Below are 20,370 nucleotides of genomic sequence, written 5' to 3'. Positions count from 1 at the left end.
GGCGTCAATCTCAGATCATCGGCACACCACCGTTTACTGCCAAAAGCGCGCCCGTGGTGTAGCTGTTCAGCGGATCGGCGAAGTAGACATATGCGCCCGCCAGTTCAGCGGGCTGCCCGGGACGACCCAAAGGCACATCGGAACCGAGGTGTTCCTGTTCGTCTTCCGGCATGCCCGTTACAATAAACGGCGTCCAGATCGGACCCGGCATCACCGCATTGACCCGGATGCCTCGTCCAGCAAGCTGCTGCGCCATGCTGGACGTGAAATTCGCGATTGCCGCCTTCGTCATGGAATACGGTACCAGCAGCTCTGGCGCCGTCTTGAGATTGACCGAAGACGTATTGATGATGGATGCGCCCGCCTGAAGATGCGGCAATGCAGCTTTTGTCAGATGGAACAGAGCATCCGTATTTGTGGAGAAATGGCGTTTCCACTCTTCATCTGAAATCTCTTCCAGCTTAGCACGGGCTTTCTGGAAAGCCGCATTATTCACGAGAATGTCGAGCTTTCCGAAAGCCTCGACGGTTTTGTGGATCATCTCCCGGCAATGTGCTGCCTCACGGATATCACCCGGCAGCAGAAGACAGGTCCGGCCTTCAGCTTCAATCTGGGCCTTAATATCCCGAGCGTCGTCGGTTTCCGTCTCCAGATACGAAATTGCGACATCCGCCCCTTCCCGGGCAAAAGCCAGCGCCGCAGCCCGGCCGATACCGGAGTCGCCCCCCGTAATCAGAGCCGCAAGTCCCGTCAGCTTGCCGGACCCCTTATAGGTTTTTTCCCCATAATCAGGCTTCGGAACCATCTTCTCCGAAAGACCGGGGAAAGCCTGCGTCTGACCTTTGAAAGGTGGGCGCGGATAGCAGGTGCGGGGATCGGCTGGCATGGAAACACTCCTGTGTCGTCATGGAACAGAGTTGCCTCCTTAACGGCGCGTCTTCCGGACGGGTTCAGAAATTTTCCCTCTCTGAGACAAAATAGAGAGGCAGAGGGTATCTTCAGCCTCTTTTTGCACATCTGTCGCAATCCGAACGGAATCATGCCTGATTTCCATTACAGAAACGTTCTGCTTTCGCAGAATGGGATCTCAAAGTGCAGACAGTCACGACAGGTGCGCAGCGCAATCCGGGGATAGACCTCCTCAGAGGCCTCTCCATCATCCTCGTCGTCATCCATCATCTCGCTTTGCGCATTCCCCTGATGCACACCGGCCTTGCCGCAGTTTTCCCAGCCTTTCTACTGAAAGCCCTGACGTGGGATGGCGCCAAAGGCGTGAAAATCTTCTTCGTCATTTCAGGCTTCCTGATCACCGATCACACAATGCGGCGCTGGGGCAGTCTGGACGGCATCAACATCCTCGCCTTTTCCGGACGCCGCGCCTGCCGAATCCTGCCATGCCTGCTGGTCCTTTTAGGAGTTCTCGCCGCGCTTAACCTCTCGGGAACACCTGATTTCCTCTTTCACCATGAGGGCCAGACCCTGCCCGGCGCCATTTTCGCCGCCCTTTTCATGCATCTGAACCTCTACGAAGCCCGAACGAACTACCTCCCGGCCAACTGGGACGTATTGTGGTCGCTGTCGGTCGAGGAACTGTTCTACCTCGCCTTCCCGATCCTCTGTCTTCTCAGCGGGCGCGTCCCGAAACTGGTCGCCCCCAGACTGCTCGGCTGCCTTTTCGCGCTGCTCTCCCTGTCCCTGCCTTTTGCGGAATGGCAGATCCGAGACGCTTCGGACATCTGGCAGGACGAAGCCTATGGGCCGGGAATTTCCGCAATCGCCATGGGCGTCTACACAGCCCTGCTCGCACACCGGATGTCTCCCTCCACATTCGCGCGTCTCACGCCCTGGCTGGGCTGGGTCGGAACATTCGGCGTCGGACTCTATCTGCTGAACAGCCATGTTCTCTGGCAGACCTTAGCTTACGGCGCCCCGCTATTCTTCACAATATCCTGCGCGGCCTTGCTGCTGGCCTTCTACAACGGGTGGGGCAAGGCGACCGCAAGCCGGTTTCTGGCATGGCCGCGTCAGTGGGGCAGACTGAGCTACGAAATCTATCTCAGCCACATGTTCGTGGTCATGCCGATGGTTCACCTGTTCAAGGCCACTGGCGAAAACTGGACGCTCGGCTGGGTCTGGTTCCTCCCGACCCTCTGCCTGTCCTTCTACCTCGGCACCCTCGTGGACCGTTTCCTCTCACGCCCCGCCGATCGCTGGCTGCTGGAGAAATCCGGCCTACGCCGCCCTCAGCCCAGTGGGGAGGCCAGCGGGCGGATCGCCGAAATCTGATGTCCGATATGTCCACCGCCCGCGAGGGTCCGGCGGCGATGGCTGAAGAAACGCTGGTCTGTCAGCGTATCGACGCCCAAAATCTGTACGGTCCGGACCCCGGCCTGTTCCAGACGAAACCCGCAATAGCCCGGCAGATCAAACAGGAAATGCCCGGCGCGAGGCGCTGAACGGAAAAAGATTTCCCCCTCCGCCCCATAAGCCAGAACAGCATCGCGCATATCCGGCCCGACTTCATAACTCGCCGGTGCAATGCACGGCCCGACAACAGCCCGAATCCCCACTGCCCCCAGCGCCACCATTTGCGCCACCACGGATTCGAGAATCCCGCCCGCAGCGCCACGCCAACCCGCATGGGCCGCCCCCACGATCCGTCCATCCTCAGAAGACAGCATTACCGGCCCGCAATCCGCCGTAATCACACCGATGCCGATCTCGGGACGATCCGTCACTAGCGCATCCCCGGCCTGCCCGGTTCCCGCTACCCAGAGGGGCGTTTCGGTCGTCACAGGCACAGTAATGTCACTATGCGTCTGCTTCAGCCCCAGCAGATGATCCGGCTCCACCCCGATCGCCCGCGCCACCCGGGCCCGGTTCTCCGCCACATTCGCCGGATCGTCCTGCGAAGACAGCGAACAATTCAGACTGTCATAAGGCGCCGGAGAGATACCTCCGAGCCGCGTGAAGAACCCGTGCGGCACCTTGAAAACAGACCCCGTCAGCACGGATTCAGACATGTGCCGAAACCTGCGCCGGGCGCCGCATCGCGTAAACCATGAGCCCCATCCCCGCGAGCGCCATCGGAATGCACAGCAACTGCCCCATCGTCGTGCCCCCGGACAGGAACCCGATATTCGCATCCGGCTGACGGAAGAACTCGCAGAAGCTTCGCGCACAGGCATAGCCGAACAGGAACAGCCCCGACAGGAACCCGAACCGCTCACGCGCCGCCGGACGGCTGGCCGCGAACAGCATGATGCATAGCAGCAGCACACCCTCGGTCAGCGCTTCATACAATTCGGAAGGATGACGCGGAATTGGCCCACCCGTCGGGAAAATCATCGCCCAAGGCAGATCCGGAGATGCCGGACGCCCCCACAGCTCCCCGTTCACGAAATTCGCACAGCGCCCAAGCCCGAGCCCGATCGGCACCACCGGCACGATTCGGTCTGCAAAAGCCAGAAAGCTCAGACGGTTCTTCCAGCTGAAATACGCCAGCGCCAGAATAACGCCCAGCGCCCCACCATGAAACGACATCCCGCCATCCCACGTCTTGAAGATTTCCAGCGGGTGCGAAAAATAATCCATCGGCCGATAGAACAGGACATAACCCAGCCGCCCGCCCAGAAGCACACCTAGAATGGCGTAGAACAGGAAGTCATCGACCTGCTCTTTCGTCGCCACTTCCGGCGACAGACGGTTCAGCCGCTTCGCAATCGGCAGCGCAATGATGAACGACACCATGTAGGCGAGCGCATACCAGCGCACCGCAAGAGGGCCGACATGAAAAGCAACCGGATCAAAATCAGGAAAGATCAGGGGATGGCTCACGGAATCGGCTCTCAGAGATTGGGGTGGGAACGGGAAAGATAGTCGCGCACATACTGCCCGATTCCATCTTCAAGAGACGTAAACGGCGCATCATAACCCGCAGCGCGCAGTCGGCTCATATCCGCACAGGTAAAAGACTGGTACTGCCCGCGCAGTTTCTCGGGCATGTCTACGAACTCGACATCCCGCGCCCGCTTGGCAGCACCACAGACCGCATGTGCCAGATCGAGATAACTCCGCGCCACGCCGGTTCCACAGTTGAACAGCCCGCTGACCTGAGGCTGATCGAACAGCCACAGCATGACGTTCACAACGTCCCCGACCCAGATGAAGTCCCGCTGCTGCTGCCCGTCAGCCAGTCCCGGCACATCAGAGCGGAACAGCTTTGCCGCACAATCCTGCACCACCTCGTCGTATTTGACCTTCACGACAGAGATCATTGACCCTTTGTGGTATTCGTTCGGCCCGTAGACGTTGAAGAACTTAAGTCCTGCCCATTGCGGCGGCACAGGCGCTCCGGCTTCAACTTCCCGCTTCACCCACAGATCGAACGCCTGCTTGGACCAGCCATACAGGTTCAACGGCCTCAGATCATCAATGCCCTCCAGCCCGTCACGAAACATCTCCGGTCGGTCCGCCGCCCCATACGTCGCGGCAGAAGACGCATAGATCATCCGCACGCCCCGCGCCGCGCACCAGCGCCACAATGTCTGCGACAGGGCCACATTGCTCGACCAGACGAGACCTCCGTCTCGCGCCGTCGTGGCGCTGATCGCCCCCATGTGAAACACGGCTTCGACATCCGGTTCGGACGCAAGGAAATCTTCCAGCTCATCAGGCGTGATGATGCGATCCGGCGCATGGGACGCCAGATTACGCCACTTCACCCCGTCCCTGAGCCAGTCAACCACAACCGTCCGCAAGCCCCGGCGACGCAGGGCGGCATGAAGACACGAACCAATGAATCCGGCCCCGCCGGTGACGATAATCATCCTTCCTGTATAGTCTGCCCCCGATAACGATCCAAGCGACGCGCCCGACACGACACGCCGCAGAACAGCAGGAACTTCATCATGGCTGACAGACCCCGCTTTTTCGACGACCTCGCTGGCCTTGCCGGTAACGCATTTTCCGCCGTGACCGGCGCCCGTGAGGAGCTTCATGCCATCGTCCGCACACGGGTGGACGAAATCCTCAACAGCCTGGACCTCGTCCGCCGTGACGAATTTGACGCGGTACAGGAAATGGCAACCCGTGCGCGCATGGCACAGGACGCAGCCGAGCAGCGTCTAGCCGCAATCGAATCGCGTCTCGCCGCTGTCGAAGAGCTCGCAACCGAAGAAAAAGGCGGCCCGCAGGGCTAATCTGCAACAGTCACCCCAGACCGTGTAGTTATTGTAACACGTAATGCTTGCACCCAAGGCAAAGGCTCCATAACGTATTGATGTCGGGAGCGGATTTTTCGCTTCCGGCCGCAGACATCTGGAGCGCCGCACCGGCGCCAGGCCGGTGCCAGGCTCCACGGCCTTGGGAGACCCGCCATGCCTGCCCTGAGCACCTCACTCACCACGGAAACAGAATCCCATCCGCTCGACCTGATGGAACAGGTCATGGGCCTCTATGAATGGGAGTTCGAACGCCTCGGCCCGTCCGAAATGGCCGCCCAGGCCCCCGGACAGTGGTGCGACTATTCCCTGTATTTCACATGGTCTGATGAACTGTCGGCCCTGCATCTGAACTGCATCATGGACCTGCGCTCCCCCGCAAAGCGCCGTCCGGCCGTCCACGAACTCGTTTCCCTTGCCAATAACCGCCTCTGGATCGGCCATTTCGCCGTCGATCCCGACACGGGCACCCCGTCCTACCGACATACGCTGCTGCTGCGCGGCGTGCAGACGCTGCCAGGCGAAAGCATGGAAGACCTCGTGGAAATCGCGATGTCCGAATGTGAGCGATTCTATCCCGCCTTCCAGTTCGCGCTCTGGGGCGGAAAATCACCGCAGGAGGCCATAGACGCCGCCATGCTTGACTGTGTGGGAGACGCCTGACCGTGCCATCCTCCGTCCCTTCAATCCTCCTTGCAGGGTGCGGCAAGATGGGAGGCGCGCTGCTCGACGGGTGGCTCGCCTCCCCCACACCGCCACGCCTCGTCGTCCTCGACCGACACCGAAGCGGCTCGGACGATACGGTCACCATCGTCCGGACAGCCGCCGAAATCCCTGCCGATTTTCAACCCGACATCATCGTCCTCGCCGTCAAACCAAGCGTTGCCGAAATCGTGATCGATGCCCTTGGAAAGGCTCTGGGGCCCCGCCTGAGCGGTGCCGCCATTCTCTCAGTCATGGCCGGACGCACCTGCGAGACACTTTCGGACTCTGCGCGACTTGCAGGCGCGGACATTCCGGTCCTGCGGGCTATGCCCAATACACCTTCCTCGGTTGGTGCCGGGATCAGCGGTCTCTATGCTTCGGCCGCCGCCACCCCCGAGCAGAAATCCATCTGTCACGACCTGCTTTTTGCGGTCGGAGATGTCGTCCCGGTCGAGAATGAAGACGATCTGTCGGTCGTCACAGCCATTTCCGGCTCCGGCCCCGCCTATGTGTTCCTGCTGGCCGAGCTTCTGGAAAAAGCAGGGCAACAGCATGGTCTGGCACCAAATGTCGCCCGACGTCTGGCTCGTGGAACAATCTATGGCGCAGGACGCATGCTCGACGATCTGCCCGAAAGCGCCGAAGACCTCCGCAAGGCCGTCACCAGCCCCAACGGCACCACCGCCGCGGCTCTGGCCGTCCTCATGAAACCCGATGCCTGGCCCGAAACAGTTCCAAAAGCTATTGACGCTGCTACAAAACGGGCCGACGAACTCGCTGGCTGACGGTTTCTTTATGGGAGAGAGCTTGTCGGCAGACCGCAACGCTCCCACCAATAAACCAGAAGCTTTCGACAGGAGACCCGAATGGACGGACGGCAGGACCCCTTTGAATCCGATGACATGGCGCTGAGTGGTCCGCCGGATCTGGCGCAGGAAGCCTTCGACACCGCCCTTCTCCAGTCCGCCCTGTCCTTGGCTGCAAGCGAAGGCTGGCACCGCTTTTCACTCGTGGATGCCGCCCGGGACGCCGACCTTCCGGTCGAGACGGTCCGTAAACGCTACCCCGTCAAGGCCCTTCTGCTGCTCCAGCTCGGACGTCTGGCCGATGCCAGCGCCCTGCGTGACGACGGCAACGGTGGCACGCTGCGCGAATATCTCTTCGACCTGATCATGCGCCGCTTCGATATCTTTCAGGAATATCGCGAAGGCGTCCGTGCTGTTTTTCAGGCCGTGCCCTACGACCCTGCTCTGGCTGCCTTTCTGGCCGGCACCACTCTTGATTCCATGAAATGGCTGGCAGAGGCTGCCGGGATCGACTGTACGGGCTTTGGTGGTGTCCTGCGTATCAATGCTCTGGCCGCTGTCTGGGCCCATGCCATGCGGGCCTGGGAAAAAGACGAGAGCCCGGATCTGGCCGCCACCATGGCCGCCCTTGATAGCGCGCTGGATCGTGCAGAGCGTTACGGCATTCTCAAACCCTCAGCACGACGCAAAATGGACGAGGCCCTGAACACAACCGGCCTGCCCGATCACGATCTTGAACTGGAATCCTGACTTCGGACTTTACGAAGGCAACCGGTTCGGACTAGAAGGCCAAAAGCATGCGCTTCCAAAGAAGCGCATCGATTGGGGTGTAGCCAAGCGGTAAGGCAGCGGATTTTGATTCCGCCATGCGGAGGTTCGAATCCTCCCACCCCAGCCACTCTCTTTCAGACAGACTGCTTCAGCCCCGGACTGGCCTTGAACCGCACGGTCCGCCCCGCAGAAACCGCCACAGCCTCTCCCGTTCTCGGGTTAACGGCCTGCCGTGCTCTGGTTTCGCAAACCGTGAATGTTCCGAAAGACGGCAGCGTAAATCCCCCTTCTTCCCGTAATTCCTCGATAATCGCCTCAATCATGTCATTGACGGCCCTCTGGGCAACCACACCGGTGCAATTCATGGAATCCTGAAGAACTGCGGCAAGAAAAGCTTTGCTCATGAATGAAACTCCGGATTTACTCAGTACAGATCGGGTCTTTCCGGTACAGAAATTCTGCTCAAGCGAACTAACGGGCGAATGGCCCACCTTTCCGAGGTGTCATAATATTTCATATAGATCCAGCTCATAAACAACCATAATATCATAAATTTAACGTTTCTTTCTTTCTCCAGCGGGTCAATACCAATGCGTGTCTGCCTGTTTGCCTATTACAATCCTGACAGCAGGCTAGCGCCACACACACGGCATCTCCTCAACCAGATCGCCTCCTGCGGTTTCACAATTCATATCGCAGCCTCAGGCCTCTCGGACGCCACCGCCCAGCTTCTGCGGGACGATCTTGCAAACCCCGCCGCTCCAATCCCCGCGGCTGTCCATCCCCGCCCCAATACCGGACTGGACTTCGGAGCGTGGCAGTTCCTGCTCTCGAAGGGATATGCGGACAACGCAACAGAAATTCTTTTCACCAACGACAGCGTCTTCGGCCCTCTCCTCCCTCTGCGTCCCATCATGAACCGGATGGGAGAAAAGAAGTTTCAGGTCTGGGGTATGGTCCGCTCAGAGGCAGTCGTGTCCCATCTCCAGTCATGGTTCCTGTGCATGACGCACGACGCCCTGCATCATCCGGCGATCCAGCGCATTTTTAACCAGCCGTTCAACGACATGACCAAGGACGAAATCGTCCTGCACGGAGAACTCGGCCTCGGACTAGCCATCAAGGCCGCCGGTCTCTCCACAGGAGCCTCCTGGAGCAGCACGCGGGGTCTGGCCCGCCTTTTAGCAATTAATCCCATGCATGCGGACTGGCGAACCGTCCTGCAATCGGGCAATGCCCCGTTCATCAAAACAGAGCTTCTGCGCGACAATCCGAGCGGCATCGCCTCCATCCACCTGTGGCGCGCGGAAATCCCCGATCCAACGTTTTTTAATCCGGACTGGATCGCGGCCTATCTGGCCGCAACACCGCCCCGCAACCACTCTGCTCGGGCGAGCCTGCGAGCCCGCGCGGTTCAGGCACTCGCCAGCGAAGACCGACGCCACGCCCTCACCGCTCTGCTCCTCGGACGTTAGATCGTTCGACCGGACGCCTGTTTCAAAAAGCCATAAAGCTCGTCTGCCTGCATATCATAGGTCGCAAGCCGCTCCCGAAAAGGATTGGCGTAATCTGCAAAGCGTTCAGGCGCATCCAACAACGCCGAGACAGCTTCGGCCAGCGTCTTGGCTTTGCCATCCAGCGGCAGGCAGGTTCCGTTCACCCCATCCGCCACATCTTCGGACTGCCCACCCGGAGAGGTCGTCACGACCCAGACATCCCGTGCCAACGCCTCACGCACCGTCAGGCCGTAACTTTCCTTCCATTGAGACGGAAACAACAGCACGTCGATCTGATCGTAAAAATCATCCAACCCTGATTGCGTATAAGCCGGGACAACACGCAGCCGACCCCGCACAGACCAGTCTTCAGGAAAAATCGACTGGAACCCCAGATTGAGCTTGTTATCAACCAACACAAGCTCCCAGTCGCTCCGGGACAGGGACTGCATTGCCTCTTTCAGCAGACCATAGCCCTTGACGGCCTCCGTCCCCCCGACAAACCCAAACCGCAGCGGCGCCCCGGCAGTCCGCTTCCTGCGTGGACGCTCAGGCCAGCAAAACCCGTTCCGATTAACCACAATCCGTTCGGGCGCAATCCCGTTCGCCAGATACAGCTCACGATGCGCCTGCGATGGACTGATCAGCAGAGCCGCCCCATTCAGGGCCTGTCGCATCACCACTGCCCGATCCGCAAGATGCCGCGCACCCGGCACACAGGCCTGACAGACAGCGGGGTCAATGGTCGTCTGGAAACAGTAATGCCCGTCAGCGCGCACCATGAACTGGCGCTCACACAACCACCAGGCATCATGCAGCGTCAGAATATAAGGAACCCCTTTTTCCTGACACACCCGCAAAAGCCCGGTCCCAAGTCCCTGAGCGGCATGAACATGAACCACATCAGGTTGACAGGCTTCCAGAATTTCCGAGAACCTCGCCGCCATGGCCGGATTATCCAGTTGCCCCAGTCCACCCTGATCATCCGGCAGAACCGAGGCAAAAACCGTCATGCCATCCACATCGTAGCGAATATCGCCATCAGGAAGATCCGCAACGCTGGGGCGAGACGTCAGAACACTGACCTTCACCCCTTTACGCACCAGCCGACGCCCCATCTCCTCCGCCACAATCGTGGCCCCCCCGAAAGACCGGGGAGCGAAATAGACATTCGCCATAAGAACCCTGAGGTCCTGCGCTTCCCGAATGACCGGAACACCGAACAGAAGCCGGGCCTGTGTCTGCACCATCGCCTCGGGCGCATAACGGGCCATCACGTCTTCATACGCGGCCTCCGCCAGACACCGTCGGTAATCGTCGTCCCGCGCCAGTCTGAGAAAGGCATCCCGCCATGCTGCGGCATCCGCCGCCAAACATCCATTCTGTCCATCCCGCACCACAGTCAGGAAGGCTGCCCGTGGAGAACAGATCGCGGCCACCTGGACAATCGCGGCTTCAAGAAACTTGATGTTGCTCTTGCAGTCATTGAACAGCGTCGGTTCCAACGGCGCAATCGCAATATCCGTCTGCGACAGAGCTTTGAGATAATCAACGTAGGAGAGTTCGGTCAGACGTTCGACCCGGTCCCCAAACCGCTCAAATGCCGGGGAAAGCTGCAACTGACCGATCACCCTCAGGCAAAGCCGAGGCTCCTCAGTCATCGCAGCCAACAGACCTGACTCTGCCTGCCTGAAATCCGCATCGTGGGTGTTGGTTCCAGATCCATAGGAGACCCACAAACGCTCTGAACCCGAATGCCGCGGCAGTGCCGACGCAACTTTCAGCGTTTCCACATCCAGAGCATTCTCCAGAACCACTACGTCCGACAGACCCGCCTTACGCATGGCCCCAGCCAGCGCTTCGGTCGAGGCAATACCCCGGCCACAGGCCAGCATACACCGGCGAAACAACACCACCCCGGACATCAGAAGATCGCGTTCTGCTGCGGGCAGCGTTTCGATATTCCCGTTCTGGCGATATTCCTCTTCATCGAAAATCAGATCATCGACTTCCCATCGCGGCGACAGTTCCAGCCGGTGGGCCTCCTGAACAAGTTTCAGAACATCTTCAAATCCGGGAACCCGATAAAAAATAACCTGCGTGCAAAGCTGCAGCGCAGACATGGCCTCAGCAATATCGCGCCAGTCAACAACCTGAACCGACCAGCCCAGCGCCGTCAGAAAATCCCGCTTCTGCCAAACGCGGTATTTGGCACACTGTCGCAGACTAAGCTCTGCGATAATCAAGACTTTAGGCTGCAATCTATCTGACTGGTGCCCGGAAGCAGCTTTATAGGGATGCAGATATTCCGCCTCATCCCCCACTTCAGGAAGACCATTCTGCGCTTTGGCATGGACCCGCTGCAAACGCCGCAAGCGATGAGTGACAGCTTTCTGAATGCCGGCCAACCCATCCCGCCCCCACAGACGCACAAACCGTCCCGGTAAATCCCGCACAGGCCTACCAGACAGCGATTTTCCCAACATCAGTGCGCGAACAGCACGCAGAGGAAGCGTCACACGCCAAGACAGGGAGGCCTGAATCAAAGAAATCTGTCGAAGAAGTTGTTGATTTTCTCTCTGCAGCTCTTCTGCTCTCAACCCGTTCAGACGGGCCGCACTTCGATAGCTTTCAGTCAGTGAGTCGCGCGCGTCATCGCGCATTCCGTCAGGCTTTCAAAAAGGGCAGAAACACGAAAGGCCGGACCCTCGCGGACCCGGCCTTCCCGAACGTTACAGCTCTGTCAGATGACAGAGACCGTAATCAGCTCAGGGTGAAGTCCGAAGCTTTCAGATCACTGATGCCCACGAACGTGATCTTGGAGTTGTCGGACAGTGCGATCGTGGAGTTACCACCAGCAACCGTAGCATTCGACAGGACGTTCGCCAGACCGTTGTTGTTCTGAAGGCCATACTGGTACAGAGCCATCAGGTTGCCGGCAGCGCTACCAAAGTCGGTGATCGTGTAATCACCACCGGCAGCACCCTTGTTCAGGGCGAACAGGTTTGCAGCACCCGAACCACCCGTGAGGGTCGCCGCGCCCGAACCACCAACCAGTGTGTCGGAAGCAGAACCACCGATGATGGTCTCGTTACCCTTGCCAGCGAAGGCGTGCAGCGTGCCATTGGAAGACGCGGCCGACACGGTCTCGTTGCCGTCACCACCAACAAACAGGTTGGTCGAGCTTGCAGAACCGCCAACCAGCAGCAGGTCGAGGCCCGAAGCACCAAACAGTGTGGACGCACCGGCAGAAACGGTCGTTGCACCCGTGCCGTTCAGGAACGTGAGCGAGCCCGAAGCCGTGATGGAATTGGACGTACCACGGATCTGCCAGATGTCAGCAGAAGCCGAAATCGTGTCGTTCAGACCACCCGAAACGGTGCTGATAGCGCCGGTCGAGAAGTAGGTGCTGGAGCTGCCACCCGTGATGAAGCTGTTGTTGCCACCCGAAACGGTGTTGTGCGACGTCGTGTCGTAAACCGTTGCGTTGGCACCCAGCGTCACTACAGAGCTACCGCCGAGCAGCGTAACCGTATCCGTACCGGTCACGCCGTCAATGGTGTCCTGACCTTCGGAACGAACGACATTCGTCCCGTTGCCCAGAACGATTTTGTTGTTGCCCAAACCAGCACTGATGGTGTTATTGCCGCTGGTGCCCGTAATGGTGTCGTTACCGTCACCCGTTGCAACGGTCCAGTTACCCGAAGAGCTTCCGCCATCGAACGTGTTGTTTCCAACACCGCCAACGAACGTACCGTTCTGGTTACCAGCCTTGAACGTGACACCGGCATAATCGCCAGCAAGAACACTGATATTGCTGGCCGTGCTACCGGACACATCCAGACTCACGGCAGAATTCAGCGTGTCCTGACCGGACTCGGAATAACTGCCAATGGAGATATACTGGGTGGTGCCACCAGAGACGGAGTAATTACCGCCCTGGCTGATCAGGCCATGGCCCGGATTGGTCCCCGTAGCAGAGTTACTACCGGCGACCAGGTCATAAGAATCAAGCCCGCCACTGGTGTGGAGGGTGGAAAGAGCAGTCTGGTACTGCTGCGCCAGCAGCTGGGTCTGCCCGCCATTGACCGTGACCGCGAAGGTCTGGCCGGAGGCGCCAACGACTGTAGTAATGGTACCCATTACTGTGCACTCCTAAAAAAGGTTGCCTCGCACCGGCGGCCCTCGGACCACCCAAATGATCGAGCGACGAGTCTTGCACATACCAGAGCCGGATTGTCAAAAGCAATCAACTTTGCGCACGATACAAGGATTCATGATCCGACATTTACAGATTCGAAAGGCAGCGCCGACAAAGAGTTCTCCGTTTTCATTATATGAACACGGAAAAGAGTGGATCGCCCAACTCTTCAATCAAATCCTTTTATATCGAAAAAGTTCCGTCAATGTTAATTTCATGAGAAATAAATATTAAGACACACGCTTCAATCCTTAGAAAAATGGCATGTCTCTATTTTCAAGACATACCACCTTCCGCAGAAAAACCGATCCTCACAGGCCTGCTCGTGAATTTTTCCAAACCGTCTTCTCCACCCCCTTCAACGACCGACCATTTTCTGGCGCGTCTGGCGCTTCTGCTGACATCAGAAAAGACTGACGATCCATTCTCTTCCAATCGACAGGATCTGATTGATCACATTCACTTGATCGCCTGGTTGATGATCATTCTAACCGAGGAAAAGGGTATCTCAACTGCCCGGATCGACTACTCGCCATACCTCTTTAGTCAGACGCACCGGAGTCTTCGTTCGTTTCTGGAAACATCGCTTCCGGCCAGCGATATCCGGATCGTGTCTCACGCACTTCAGAATGATGCCCTCTCCCCCCCCGTCCTGCTTCAGGTTACAGGAGAAACAGCAGGGAGATCTTCTTCAGTTCCTATCCTGCATTTCGGAGGCCAACACTCCGAAGGATTCTTTGCGTTTACTCCAGAAAACGTCCTCACTCACACAGGCGACTCCCCCTTTCTGGGCTTTCTTCTTTCTGACACTTCGGAAAGCAGGGATTACCGTCACGCCATCCAGCAGCTTCTTCGTAACAATCGTAAGACGCGTCTCCTGCGCGCTAAAATACACAGCGTGCAGCAGGATTCTCTGGAGAAAACACACATCATTCAGGACCTGCGTGTTTCACTCCGGATGCTATCCAACAAAAAGGCCGTGGCCCTTTCAGACACCCACTCGGAGGAAAAGAGCACCCCCCACCTCCCCGCTCCTTCCATTGAACCTTCCCCCGTCCCGGTCCCTCCTTTCTGGCTTCGGATCTGCCGTCGCCTGAAACGCTCTCTTCTTCCACGGCCTGCACCCATCGAGACTCCGAGTCAGGATTCCACAGCCGATGAAGACGTCATCGTCTCTCCCCCCGCGTCTTTTTCTGTCTCCCGCATTCTGTTCATTGCCGGCGAGCCAAATACTCCCGGCGTTCTCTACCGCTGCGACCGAAATGCAGCCGCCGCCCGGGATGCAGGCTTCGACGCCAGAGTCCTGCCCTGTGCTTCAGTTGGCTATGACGACATCCACTGGGCGGACGTTATGGTGTTCTGGCGCGTTGAATATAGCGGTCATGTCAGTACGATTTTCGATCTCGCGAGATCTGAAAATGTCGTCACTATCTTTGACGCAGACGATATCGTCTTCGTGCCGCATTACGCACGCGTCGATCTGATTGATGGCATCCGTTCCATCGGCGCCACGGAAGAACAGATCGAGCGCTGCTTCTCGGACATGCGTCGCACTTTCCTGCGCTGCGATCAGGGGTCAACCACGACGGCGGAGCTCGTCTTTGCCATGCACAGCCTGCGCCCCGTCGTTCACCTGCTGCCCAATATTTACGATATGGCCTCGCTGAAACGGGCCCGGATGGCACTGCGCATGCGTGGAGAGCCGGGCCGCGTCAATGCCGGAGACGGACTGGTCCGCATCGGCTATGCCGCAGGCTCGCGGACACATCAGCGGGATTTCGCACCCATTTGTGCGACCATCGCAGATATCCTGCATCAACGCCCACAGGCCCGGCTTGTACTGTTTCGCGAACCCCAAACGCATCGCCCCATTCTGCTCGTGGAAGAATTTCCCAGCCTGATCCCCGTGCAGGATCAGATCGAGTGGCGCGACATGGTGCCACTCGCGGAACTGCAGGACGAATTTGCGCGGTTCGACATCTCCATCGCACCGCTGGAAACAGGGAATGTCTTCTGCGAAGCCAAGAGCGAGATCAAGTTCTTCGAAGCCGCCCTGTCCAGTGCAGCAACGGTCGCGTCCCCTACAGGCCCATTCCGGCGCGTCATCCATCACGGAGAAACCGGTTTCCTGGCCGACACCCCGGCCGAATGGCACGACGCCCTGATTGCTCTGATCGATAACCCCGAACGACGCATCCGGATAGCGCGGGATGCCTATCATTCCATTCTCTGGCCCTTCGGTCCGCAGGCTCAGGCCCAGCGAATGAAACTCGCACTCACCTCCCTGAACGGAGACGACGCAGCGGCCCGCTCTGCCGAGACACATCTGGCCAGAGATCGCCTTGCCCCGCCAGACCTGCCCGTCATCCCCGCCAGCCAGACCATTTTCCATCACGACGCTTTTGGGGAAGCGCCGGTCACGGTCGTCATCACCTCCTATAATTACGAGGCACATCTTCTGGACGCACTGGAGTCCGTCGCGGCCCAGACGCTGCCCGTGCTGGATCTGATTGTCGTGGACGACGGATCTTCCGACGCTTCGCTCGCTCTGGCCACAACATGGATGGAAAGACACCGCGAACGCTTCAATCGCCTGATCCTGCGCCAATCCCTCACAAACGCCGGACTGGGCGGCGCACGCAATATCGGCATGGATGCAGCCGAAACGGTCCATGTCATGCAACTCGATGCCGACAACATCCTGCGCCCCGAAGCCTGTGAAACACTTCTGGATTCCATGAATAACGGCACGGCCTATGCCTATCCGCTCATCGCCTGTTTCAACGAAAACGGCCCAGTCCTAATGGACATGACTGCTGACACCCACCACCAGCCAGGCACCCCCGAACTTCTGGGAGACCTACCCTTCAACCCGCTCTCCCTCGTTTCCGGAAATCGCATCGACGCGATGGCCATGGTCACGAAATGGGCCTGGGCTGCTGTCGGCGGCTACTATGTTTCACGTGAAGCAATGGGATGGGAGGATTTCGATCTGTGGTGCTCCATGGCGGAACGCGGCCTGCCCGGCCATCATGTCCCGCAGATTCTAGCTGATTATCGCCAGCATGAGACATCCATGACAAATGCCTCGACTGAAAAAGACGCTCACAAAGCCCGCGTCGTAGCCTTCGTTCAGGCACGCCATCCGTGGATCCGCCTCAGCGCCGAACAGGCAAAACCCCGGAAAAACTGAGGCTATTCCAGACCGGATACAAAAAAACCCGCTCCTGGACAGCTCCGGAAGCGGGTTTTTCATAACCTGAAAGATCGAACCGGGCTCCTCGAAAGAAGCCCGACACGCCCCAATCAGAACGGTGCGTCGATATCCACAACGTCGATCAGCTTGTGATTGACGAATTCCTTGATGCCCAGACCGATCAGCTCGCGGCCATAACCCGAACGGGCCACGCCACCGAACGGCAGATCTGCCTTCACCATCGTCGGGTGGTTGATATAGACCATGCCCGTATAGATCTGCTCGGCAACCTTCACGCCGCGCGCAGTGTCCTTCGTGAAGACCGAACCACCCAGACCAAACGGCGAGTCATTGGCAATGCGAATGGCGTCCGCATCGTCCTTGGCACGGTAGAGCTGCGTGACCGGACCAAAGAACTCCCACAGACGAGCTTCATTGTTCTCATGCAGATTGGTCATCAGCAGCGGCTGGAAGAACGCACCCTTCTCCGGAACGGACGGGCCGATGGCTTCGACAACCGCACCATGCTTCTTGGCTTCCTCAACCTGAGCCTTCAGATCGTCCGCAGCCTTCTGCGACGACAGCGGTGCCAGCGTGGTGGACGCATCCATCGGATCGCCAGCCTTCAGCTTGAGAACTTCCGCCTTGTACAGCTCAAGGAAACGATCATAGACGGCATCCGCCACGATCAGACGCTTGGCGGACACACAGACCTGTCCGGCATTCCAGTGACGACCGAAAGCGGCCCATTTCGCGGTCTTTTCCAGATCCGCATCGTCCAGAACGACGAAAGCATCGGAACCGCCCAGCTCCATCGTGGACTTCTTCAGGGCCTGTGCTGCAATCCCGGCAACAATAGCGCCTGCGCCTTCGGACCCCGTCAGAGCCACGCCACAGACGCGCGGATCCTTGAGGATTGTCTCGGTGTGATGACGAGCGGCATACAGGTTGCGGAACCCGCCCTTCGGCAGCCCGGCTTCCTTCATCAGATCATCGAACGCAGCCGCGCACTGCGGCACGTTGGAAGCGTGCTTGAGAATGACCGTGTTACCAGCAGAAAGCTGCGGCGCAATGATGCGGGCGATCTGGTAGAACGGGAAGTTCCACGGCTCGATTGCGAAAACAATGCCCTGCGGCTGATGGATCAGCACGGCGTCGCCCGAGTTCGGGTCCGCAACCGGCAGCTTCTCGGACTTGAGAAGCTCTTCGGCATGCTTGGCATAATATTCGAAGATTTCAGCCGACAGGATCGTCTCGGCCTTGGCCTCGGCGTAAATCTTGCCCATTTCCAGCGTCAGAAGACGGGAATACTTGTCGATATCACGACGAAGGATATTGGCAGCTGCAGTCATAATCTTCGCACGCTCGGCGAAGGAGGTGTGACGCCAGCTTTTGAACGCATCATAGGCTTCGGTCAGCGCGGTCTGGACTTCCTGATCCGTGGCATCTGGAAAAGTCTTGAGCGTCTCACCGGTATAAGGGTTGATCGTAGCATAAGCCATGATGGGTCATATTCCTGTAAGGTGACGTGTTTGAGACATATTGGCACGAATGCCAAAAGACAAAACCCCCTAACAATCATTCCTCCCAAAAGTTCACAGAGCTGTGTTCGTTTCAGGGAGATTATCCCATAACTCCTCAAGCCAGGCCGTCGCAGTCCCATCAGAGGGCGCGCGCCAGTCTCCCCGTGGCGAGAGAGACCCGCCTGCTACCAGTTTCGGCCCGTTGGGCATGGCCGACCGCTTGAACTGGCTCGTCCCAAAAAACCGTCGCAGAAAAATTTCCAGCCAGTGCCGGATTTCGGCCAGATCGTACGAAATTTTCCGATCTTCCGGATAATGCGCGGGCCAGTCTCCCCGGGAAGCGTCCCCCCAGGCAATCTCAGCCAGAAACGCGATCCGTGACGGGCGGAACCCATAACGCAGGATGTAAAAGAGCGTGAAATCCTGAAGCGGATACGGCCCGATCGTCTGCTCCGTACTCTGCACGCCCTGCCCGGTATCGGGAACCAGCTCGGGCGTGATCTCTGCGCTGACAATCCGCTCCAGAACAGGCCCAACCCCTTCGCCCAGTTTTCCCTCACGCGCCAGCCAGCGGATGACATGCTGGATCAGCGTCTTCGGCATCCCGGCATTGACATTGTAATGGGACATCTGGTCCCCCACACCATAGGTACACCAACCCAGCGCCAGCTCCGACAGATCGCCGGTCCCGATCACAATTCCATTGCGGTAATTGGCGATCCGGAACAGGAAATCGGTCCGCAACCCCGCCTGCACGTTCTCGAACGTGATGTCATGCACGGGCTGCCCTTCCGCGAAGGGATGGCCGATCCCCGCCAGCATGGTCTGCGCCGTGGGCCGGATATCCAGTTCGTTCACCTCTACGCCCAGCGCCTTCATGAGCGCATGAGCCAGAGAGCGGCTTTCACTTCCCGTCGCAAATCCGGGCATCGTGTAGGCCAGAACATGCGTCCGCGGCCAGCCAAGCTCATCCGCCGCCCGCACCGCCACCAGAAGCGCGAGCGTACTGTCCAGTCCGCCTGACACCCCAATCACAGCCCGCTGCGCGCCACTGGCCTGCAATCGCCGCCGCAACGCACTGACCTGAATGGTCCAGCCCTCGTAACAGTCCCGCGCCAACGTGCGCGCATCGGATGGCACAAACGGAAACCGCACAACCTCCCGTTTGAGCCCCAGATCCGTCATCGGAGGCTGGAGCGTGAACCCGACAGTCCGGAACTCCTGCCCCGCCTGTCCGAACTGCCCCGTCCGCATCCGCTCCTGCCGCAACAGATCCAGATCCACATCCGCCACAACCAGCCGCTCGCCCTGCGGAAAACGGTCCGACTGCGCCAGAAGCCGCCCGCCCTCATGAAGTGAAACCTGACCGTCCCACGCCAGATCCGTCGTGGATTCTCCCTCGCCTGCCGCCGCATAAGCATAGGCCGTCAGCGTCCGCATGGATTGCGCCTGACACAGCAAAGACCGGTCATCCGTCCGTCCGATCGTCACGGGAGAGGCGGACGGATTGAGAATGACCGTCGCGCCCGCTTCCGCCCGCTTTCCACTCGGCGGAGACGCCACCCACAGATCTTCACAGATTTCCACGCCGAGCGTCAGCCCACGAACATCTTCCGCCTGAAACAGCAGATCCGCGCCAAACGGCACATCCCCCCCAAACAAGCGAATGCTCCCCGTAGTCCGAAGCCCGGACGTGAAGTGCCGGGGCTCATAAAACTCACGATAGCGCGGCAGATGCGATTTTGGCACCACACCCAGAACCCGCCCCCGATGCACAACCGCCGCACAATTATAGAGCAGACCGTCCCGCACCAGCGGCACCCCCACCACCGCAACTGACAACAAATCCCGCGATCCCGCGACAACACGCCGAAGCGCCTCAAGCGTTCCGTCCAGAACCACGTCCTGAAACCGCAGATCGTCCAGCGTGTAGCCCGTCAGCCCCAGTTCAGGGAAAACCACCGCCGCCACACCCTGCCGGTCACAGTCCCCCAAAACACCCAGCGTTCGCTCCGCATTCTTCAGCGGATCAGCAAGCGTCACCGGCAATGTACAGGCTGCGATCCGGGCAAACCCCTGATGATACAAAGAACGGAACAGGGTCATGACAATCCTCCGGCGGGCAGGCTTCACGAAAACAGGAACCGCGCGCCCGGCCCCACATAAAACGGATGTTGCGAAAATGAACCCGTTCATCCCGCCGCCGTTCACCTTTTCAAACCCCGCTTCTCCGTCGGAGGGCGCGACTGACAAAGGAGACATCTCATGGACCTGCTACGCTGGACCATTGCCTTCCTGATCCTGGCCCTGTTTGCTGCGGTGCTGGGCTTTGGCGGAATTTCGGCAGACTTTGCCTATATCGGCAAGATCCTTTTCTTCATTTTCCTGGTGCTGCTGGTCATCAGCCTCATCTTCGGCCGCGGACGCGGCACACGCCTCTGAGCACAGCT

At 58.8% G+C, this 20,370-nt stretch carries 17 protein-coding genes and 1 tRNA gene; 9 read left to right on the top strand and 9 right to left on the bottom strand.

Annotated features, from left to right (window positions below; translation table 11 throughout):
• Positions 1–10: 10 nt before the first annotated feature.
• Positions 11–886 carry an SDR family oxidoreductase gene (locus JK208_RS14530; RefSeq protein WP_206034863.1) on the bottom strand — a complete coding sequence of 292 codons (876 nt, stop codon included), beginning with the start codon at positions 884–886 and terminating at the stop codon, positions 11–13.
• 206 nt (positions 887–1,092) lie between these two features.
• On the opposite strand from JK208_RS14530, the gene JK208_RS14525 reads away from it, so the two are divergent.
• Positions 1,093–2,286: an acyltransferase gene (locus tag JK208_RS14525; RefSeq protein ID WP_211576552.1), complete on the top strand. Its 1,194-nt coding sequence runs from the start codon at positions 1,093–1,095 to the stop codon at positions 2,284–2,286.
• On the opposite strand, the gene pgeF is transcribed toward JK208_RS14525, so the two are convergent.
• Genes pgeF through rfaD form a run of 3 tightly spaced genes read right to left on the bottom strand, consistent with a single transcriptional unit; the run spans position 2,244 to position 4,829 of the window.
• On the bottom strand, positions 2,244–3,023 hold the full coding sequence (gene pgeF, locus JK208_RS14520; RefSeq protein ID WP_211576551.1) for a peptidoglycan editing factor PgeF: 780 nt from the start codon (positions 3,021–3,023) through the stop codon (positions 2,244–2,246). The two genes, JK208_RS14525 and pgeF, sit on opposite strands and share 43 nt — an antisense overlap.
• Positions 3,016–3,822 carry a prolipoprotein diacylglyceryl transferase gene (gene lgt, locus JK208_RS14515; RefSeq protein WP_408872117.1) on the bottom strand — a complete coding sequence of 269 codons (807 nt, stop codon included), beginning with the start codon at positions 3,820–3,822 and terminating at the stop codon, positions 3,016–3,018. Before lgt ends, pgeF begins: the two co-directional genes overlap by 8 nt.
• Positions 3,823–3,848: 26 nt before the next feature.
• Positions 3,849–4,829 (bottom strand): ADP-glyceromanno-heptose 6-epimerase, encoded by a 981-nt coding sequence (gene rfaD, locus JK208_RS14510; protein ID WP_211576549.1) that lies wholly within the window; start codon positions 4,827–4,829, stop codon positions 3,849–3,851.
• A gap of 81 nt (positions 4,830–4,910) precedes the next feature.
• Between rfaD and JK208_RS14505 the strand changes: the two genes are divergently transcribed.
• From JK208_RS14505 to JK208_RS14485, 5 genes are all read left to right on the top strand, one after another.
• Positions 4,911–5,201 (top strand): accessory factor UbiK family protein, encoded by a 291-nt coding sequence (locus JK208_RS14505; RefSeq protein ID WP_099287288.1) that lies wholly within the window; start codon positions 4,911–4,913, stop codon positions 5,199–5,201.
• Positions 5,202–5,378: 177 nt separating this feature from the next.
• Positions 5,379–5,885, top strand: coding sequence for a YbjN domain-containing protein (locus JK208_RS14500; protein WP_211576548.1), 507 nt, complete (start codon positions 5,379–5,381; stop codon positions 5,883–5,885).
• The gene (gene proC, locus JK208_RS14495; protein WP_283092436.1) at positions 5,882–6,712 is read left to right on the top strand and encodes a pyrroline-5-carboxylate reductase; all 831 of its coding nucleotides are present in this window, start codon (positions 5,882–5,884) and stop codon (positions 6,710–6,712) included. The genes JK208_RS14500 and proC overlap by 4 nt, the downstream gene beginning before the upstream one ends.
• A gap of 81 nt (positions 6,713–6,793) precedes the next feature.
• The gene (locus JK208_RS14490; RefSeq protein ID WP_211576546.1) at positions 6,794–7,483 is read left to right on the top strand and encodes a TetR family transcriptional regulator; all 690 of its coding nucleotides are present in this window, start codon (positions 6,794–6,796) and stop codon (positions 7,481–7,483) included.
• Between the two features lie 73 nt (positions 7,484–7,556).
• Positions 7,557–7,631 (top strand) — tRNA-Gln (locus JK208_RS14485).
• A 7-nt stretch (positions 7,632–7,638) separates the two neighbouring features.
• On the opposite strand, the gene JK208_RS14480 is transcribed toward JK208_RS14485, so the two are convergent.
• Complete coding sequence (locus JK208_RS14480) at positions 7,639–7,908, bottom strand: HU family DNA-binding protein (protein ID WP_194262948.1); 270 nt, start codon at positions 7,906–7,908, stop codon at positions 7,639–7,641.
• A gap of 180 nt (positions 7,909–8,088) precedes the next feature.
• On the opposite strand from JK208_RS14480, the gene JK208_RS14475 reads away from it, so the two are divergent.
• Positions 8,089–8,979, top strand: coding sequence for a rhamnan synthesis F family protein (locus JK208_RS14475; protein WP_211576563.1), 891 nt, complete (start codon positions 8,089–8,091; stop codon positions 8,977–8,979).
• Here the strand turns inward: JK208_RS14475 and JK208_RS14470 are convergent.
• Together JK208_RS14470 and JK208_RS14465 are read right to left on the bottom strand one after the other, a co-directional pair.
• Entirely contained in the window at positions 8,976–11,663 is a 2,688-nt protein-coding gene (locus tag JK208_RS14470) for a glycosyltransferase (RefSeq protein ID WP_211576545.1), read from the bottom strand. The genes JK208_RS14475 and JK208_RS14470 overlap by 4 nt on opposite strands.
• A 100-nt stretch (positions 11,664–11,763) precedes the next feature.
• Positions 11,764–13,143 carry a calcium-binding protein gene (locus JK208_RS14465; RefSeq protein WP_211576544.1) on the bottom strand — a complete coding sequence of 460 codons (1,380 nt, stop codon included), beginning with the start codon at positions 13,141–13,143 and terminating at the stop codon, positions 11,764–11,766.
• A gap of 383 nt (positions 13,144–13,526) precedes the next feature.
• On the opposite strand from JK208_RS14465, the gene JK208_RS14460 reads away from it, so the two are divergent.
• Positions 13,527–16,394, top strand: a complete 2,868-nt coding sequence (locus JK208_RS14460) for a glycosyltransferase (RefSeq protein WP_349292006.1) — start codon at positions 13,527–13,529, stop codon at positions 16,392–16,394.
• A 113-nt stretch (positions 16,395–16,507) separates the two neighbouring features.
• Here JK208_RS14460 and JK208_RS14455 read toward each other — a convergent pair whose 3' ends face one another.
• On the bottom strand, positions 16,508–17,899 hold the full coding sequence (locus tag JK208_RS14455) for an NAD-dependent succinate-semialdehyde dehydrogenase (protein WP_062107043.1): 1,392 nt from the start codon (positions 17,897–17,899) through the stop codon (positions 16,508–16,510).
• A gap of 93 nt (positions 17,900–17,992) precedes the next feature.
• Positions 17,993–20,026, bottom strand: a complete 2,034-nt coding sequence (locus JK208_RS14450) for an NAD(+) synthase (RefSeq protein ID WP_211576562.1) — start codon at positions 20,024–20,026, stop codon at positions 17,993–17,995.
• A gap of 165 nt (positions 20,027–20,191) precedes the next feature.
• On the opposite strand from JK208_RS14450, the gene JK208_RS14445 reads away from it, so the two are divergent.
• On the top strand, positions 20,192–20,362 hold the full coding sequence (locus JK208_RS14445) for a DUF1328 domain-containing protein (RefSeq protein WP_198945444.1): 171 nt from the start codon (positions 20,192–20,194) through the stop codon (positions 20,360–20,362).
• Positions 20,363–20,370: the final 8 nt, after the last annotated feature.

Origin of the sequence: Gluconobacter sp. Dm-74 (genome assembly GCF_018256135.1) — a bacterium.
In the GTDB taxonomy this organism is placed as follows: Bacteria; Pseudomonadota; Alphaproteobacteria; order Acetobacterales; family Acetobacteraceae; genus Gluconobacter; species Gluconobacter cadivus.
This window is presented reverse-complemented; position numbering and strand designations above follow the sequence as displayed.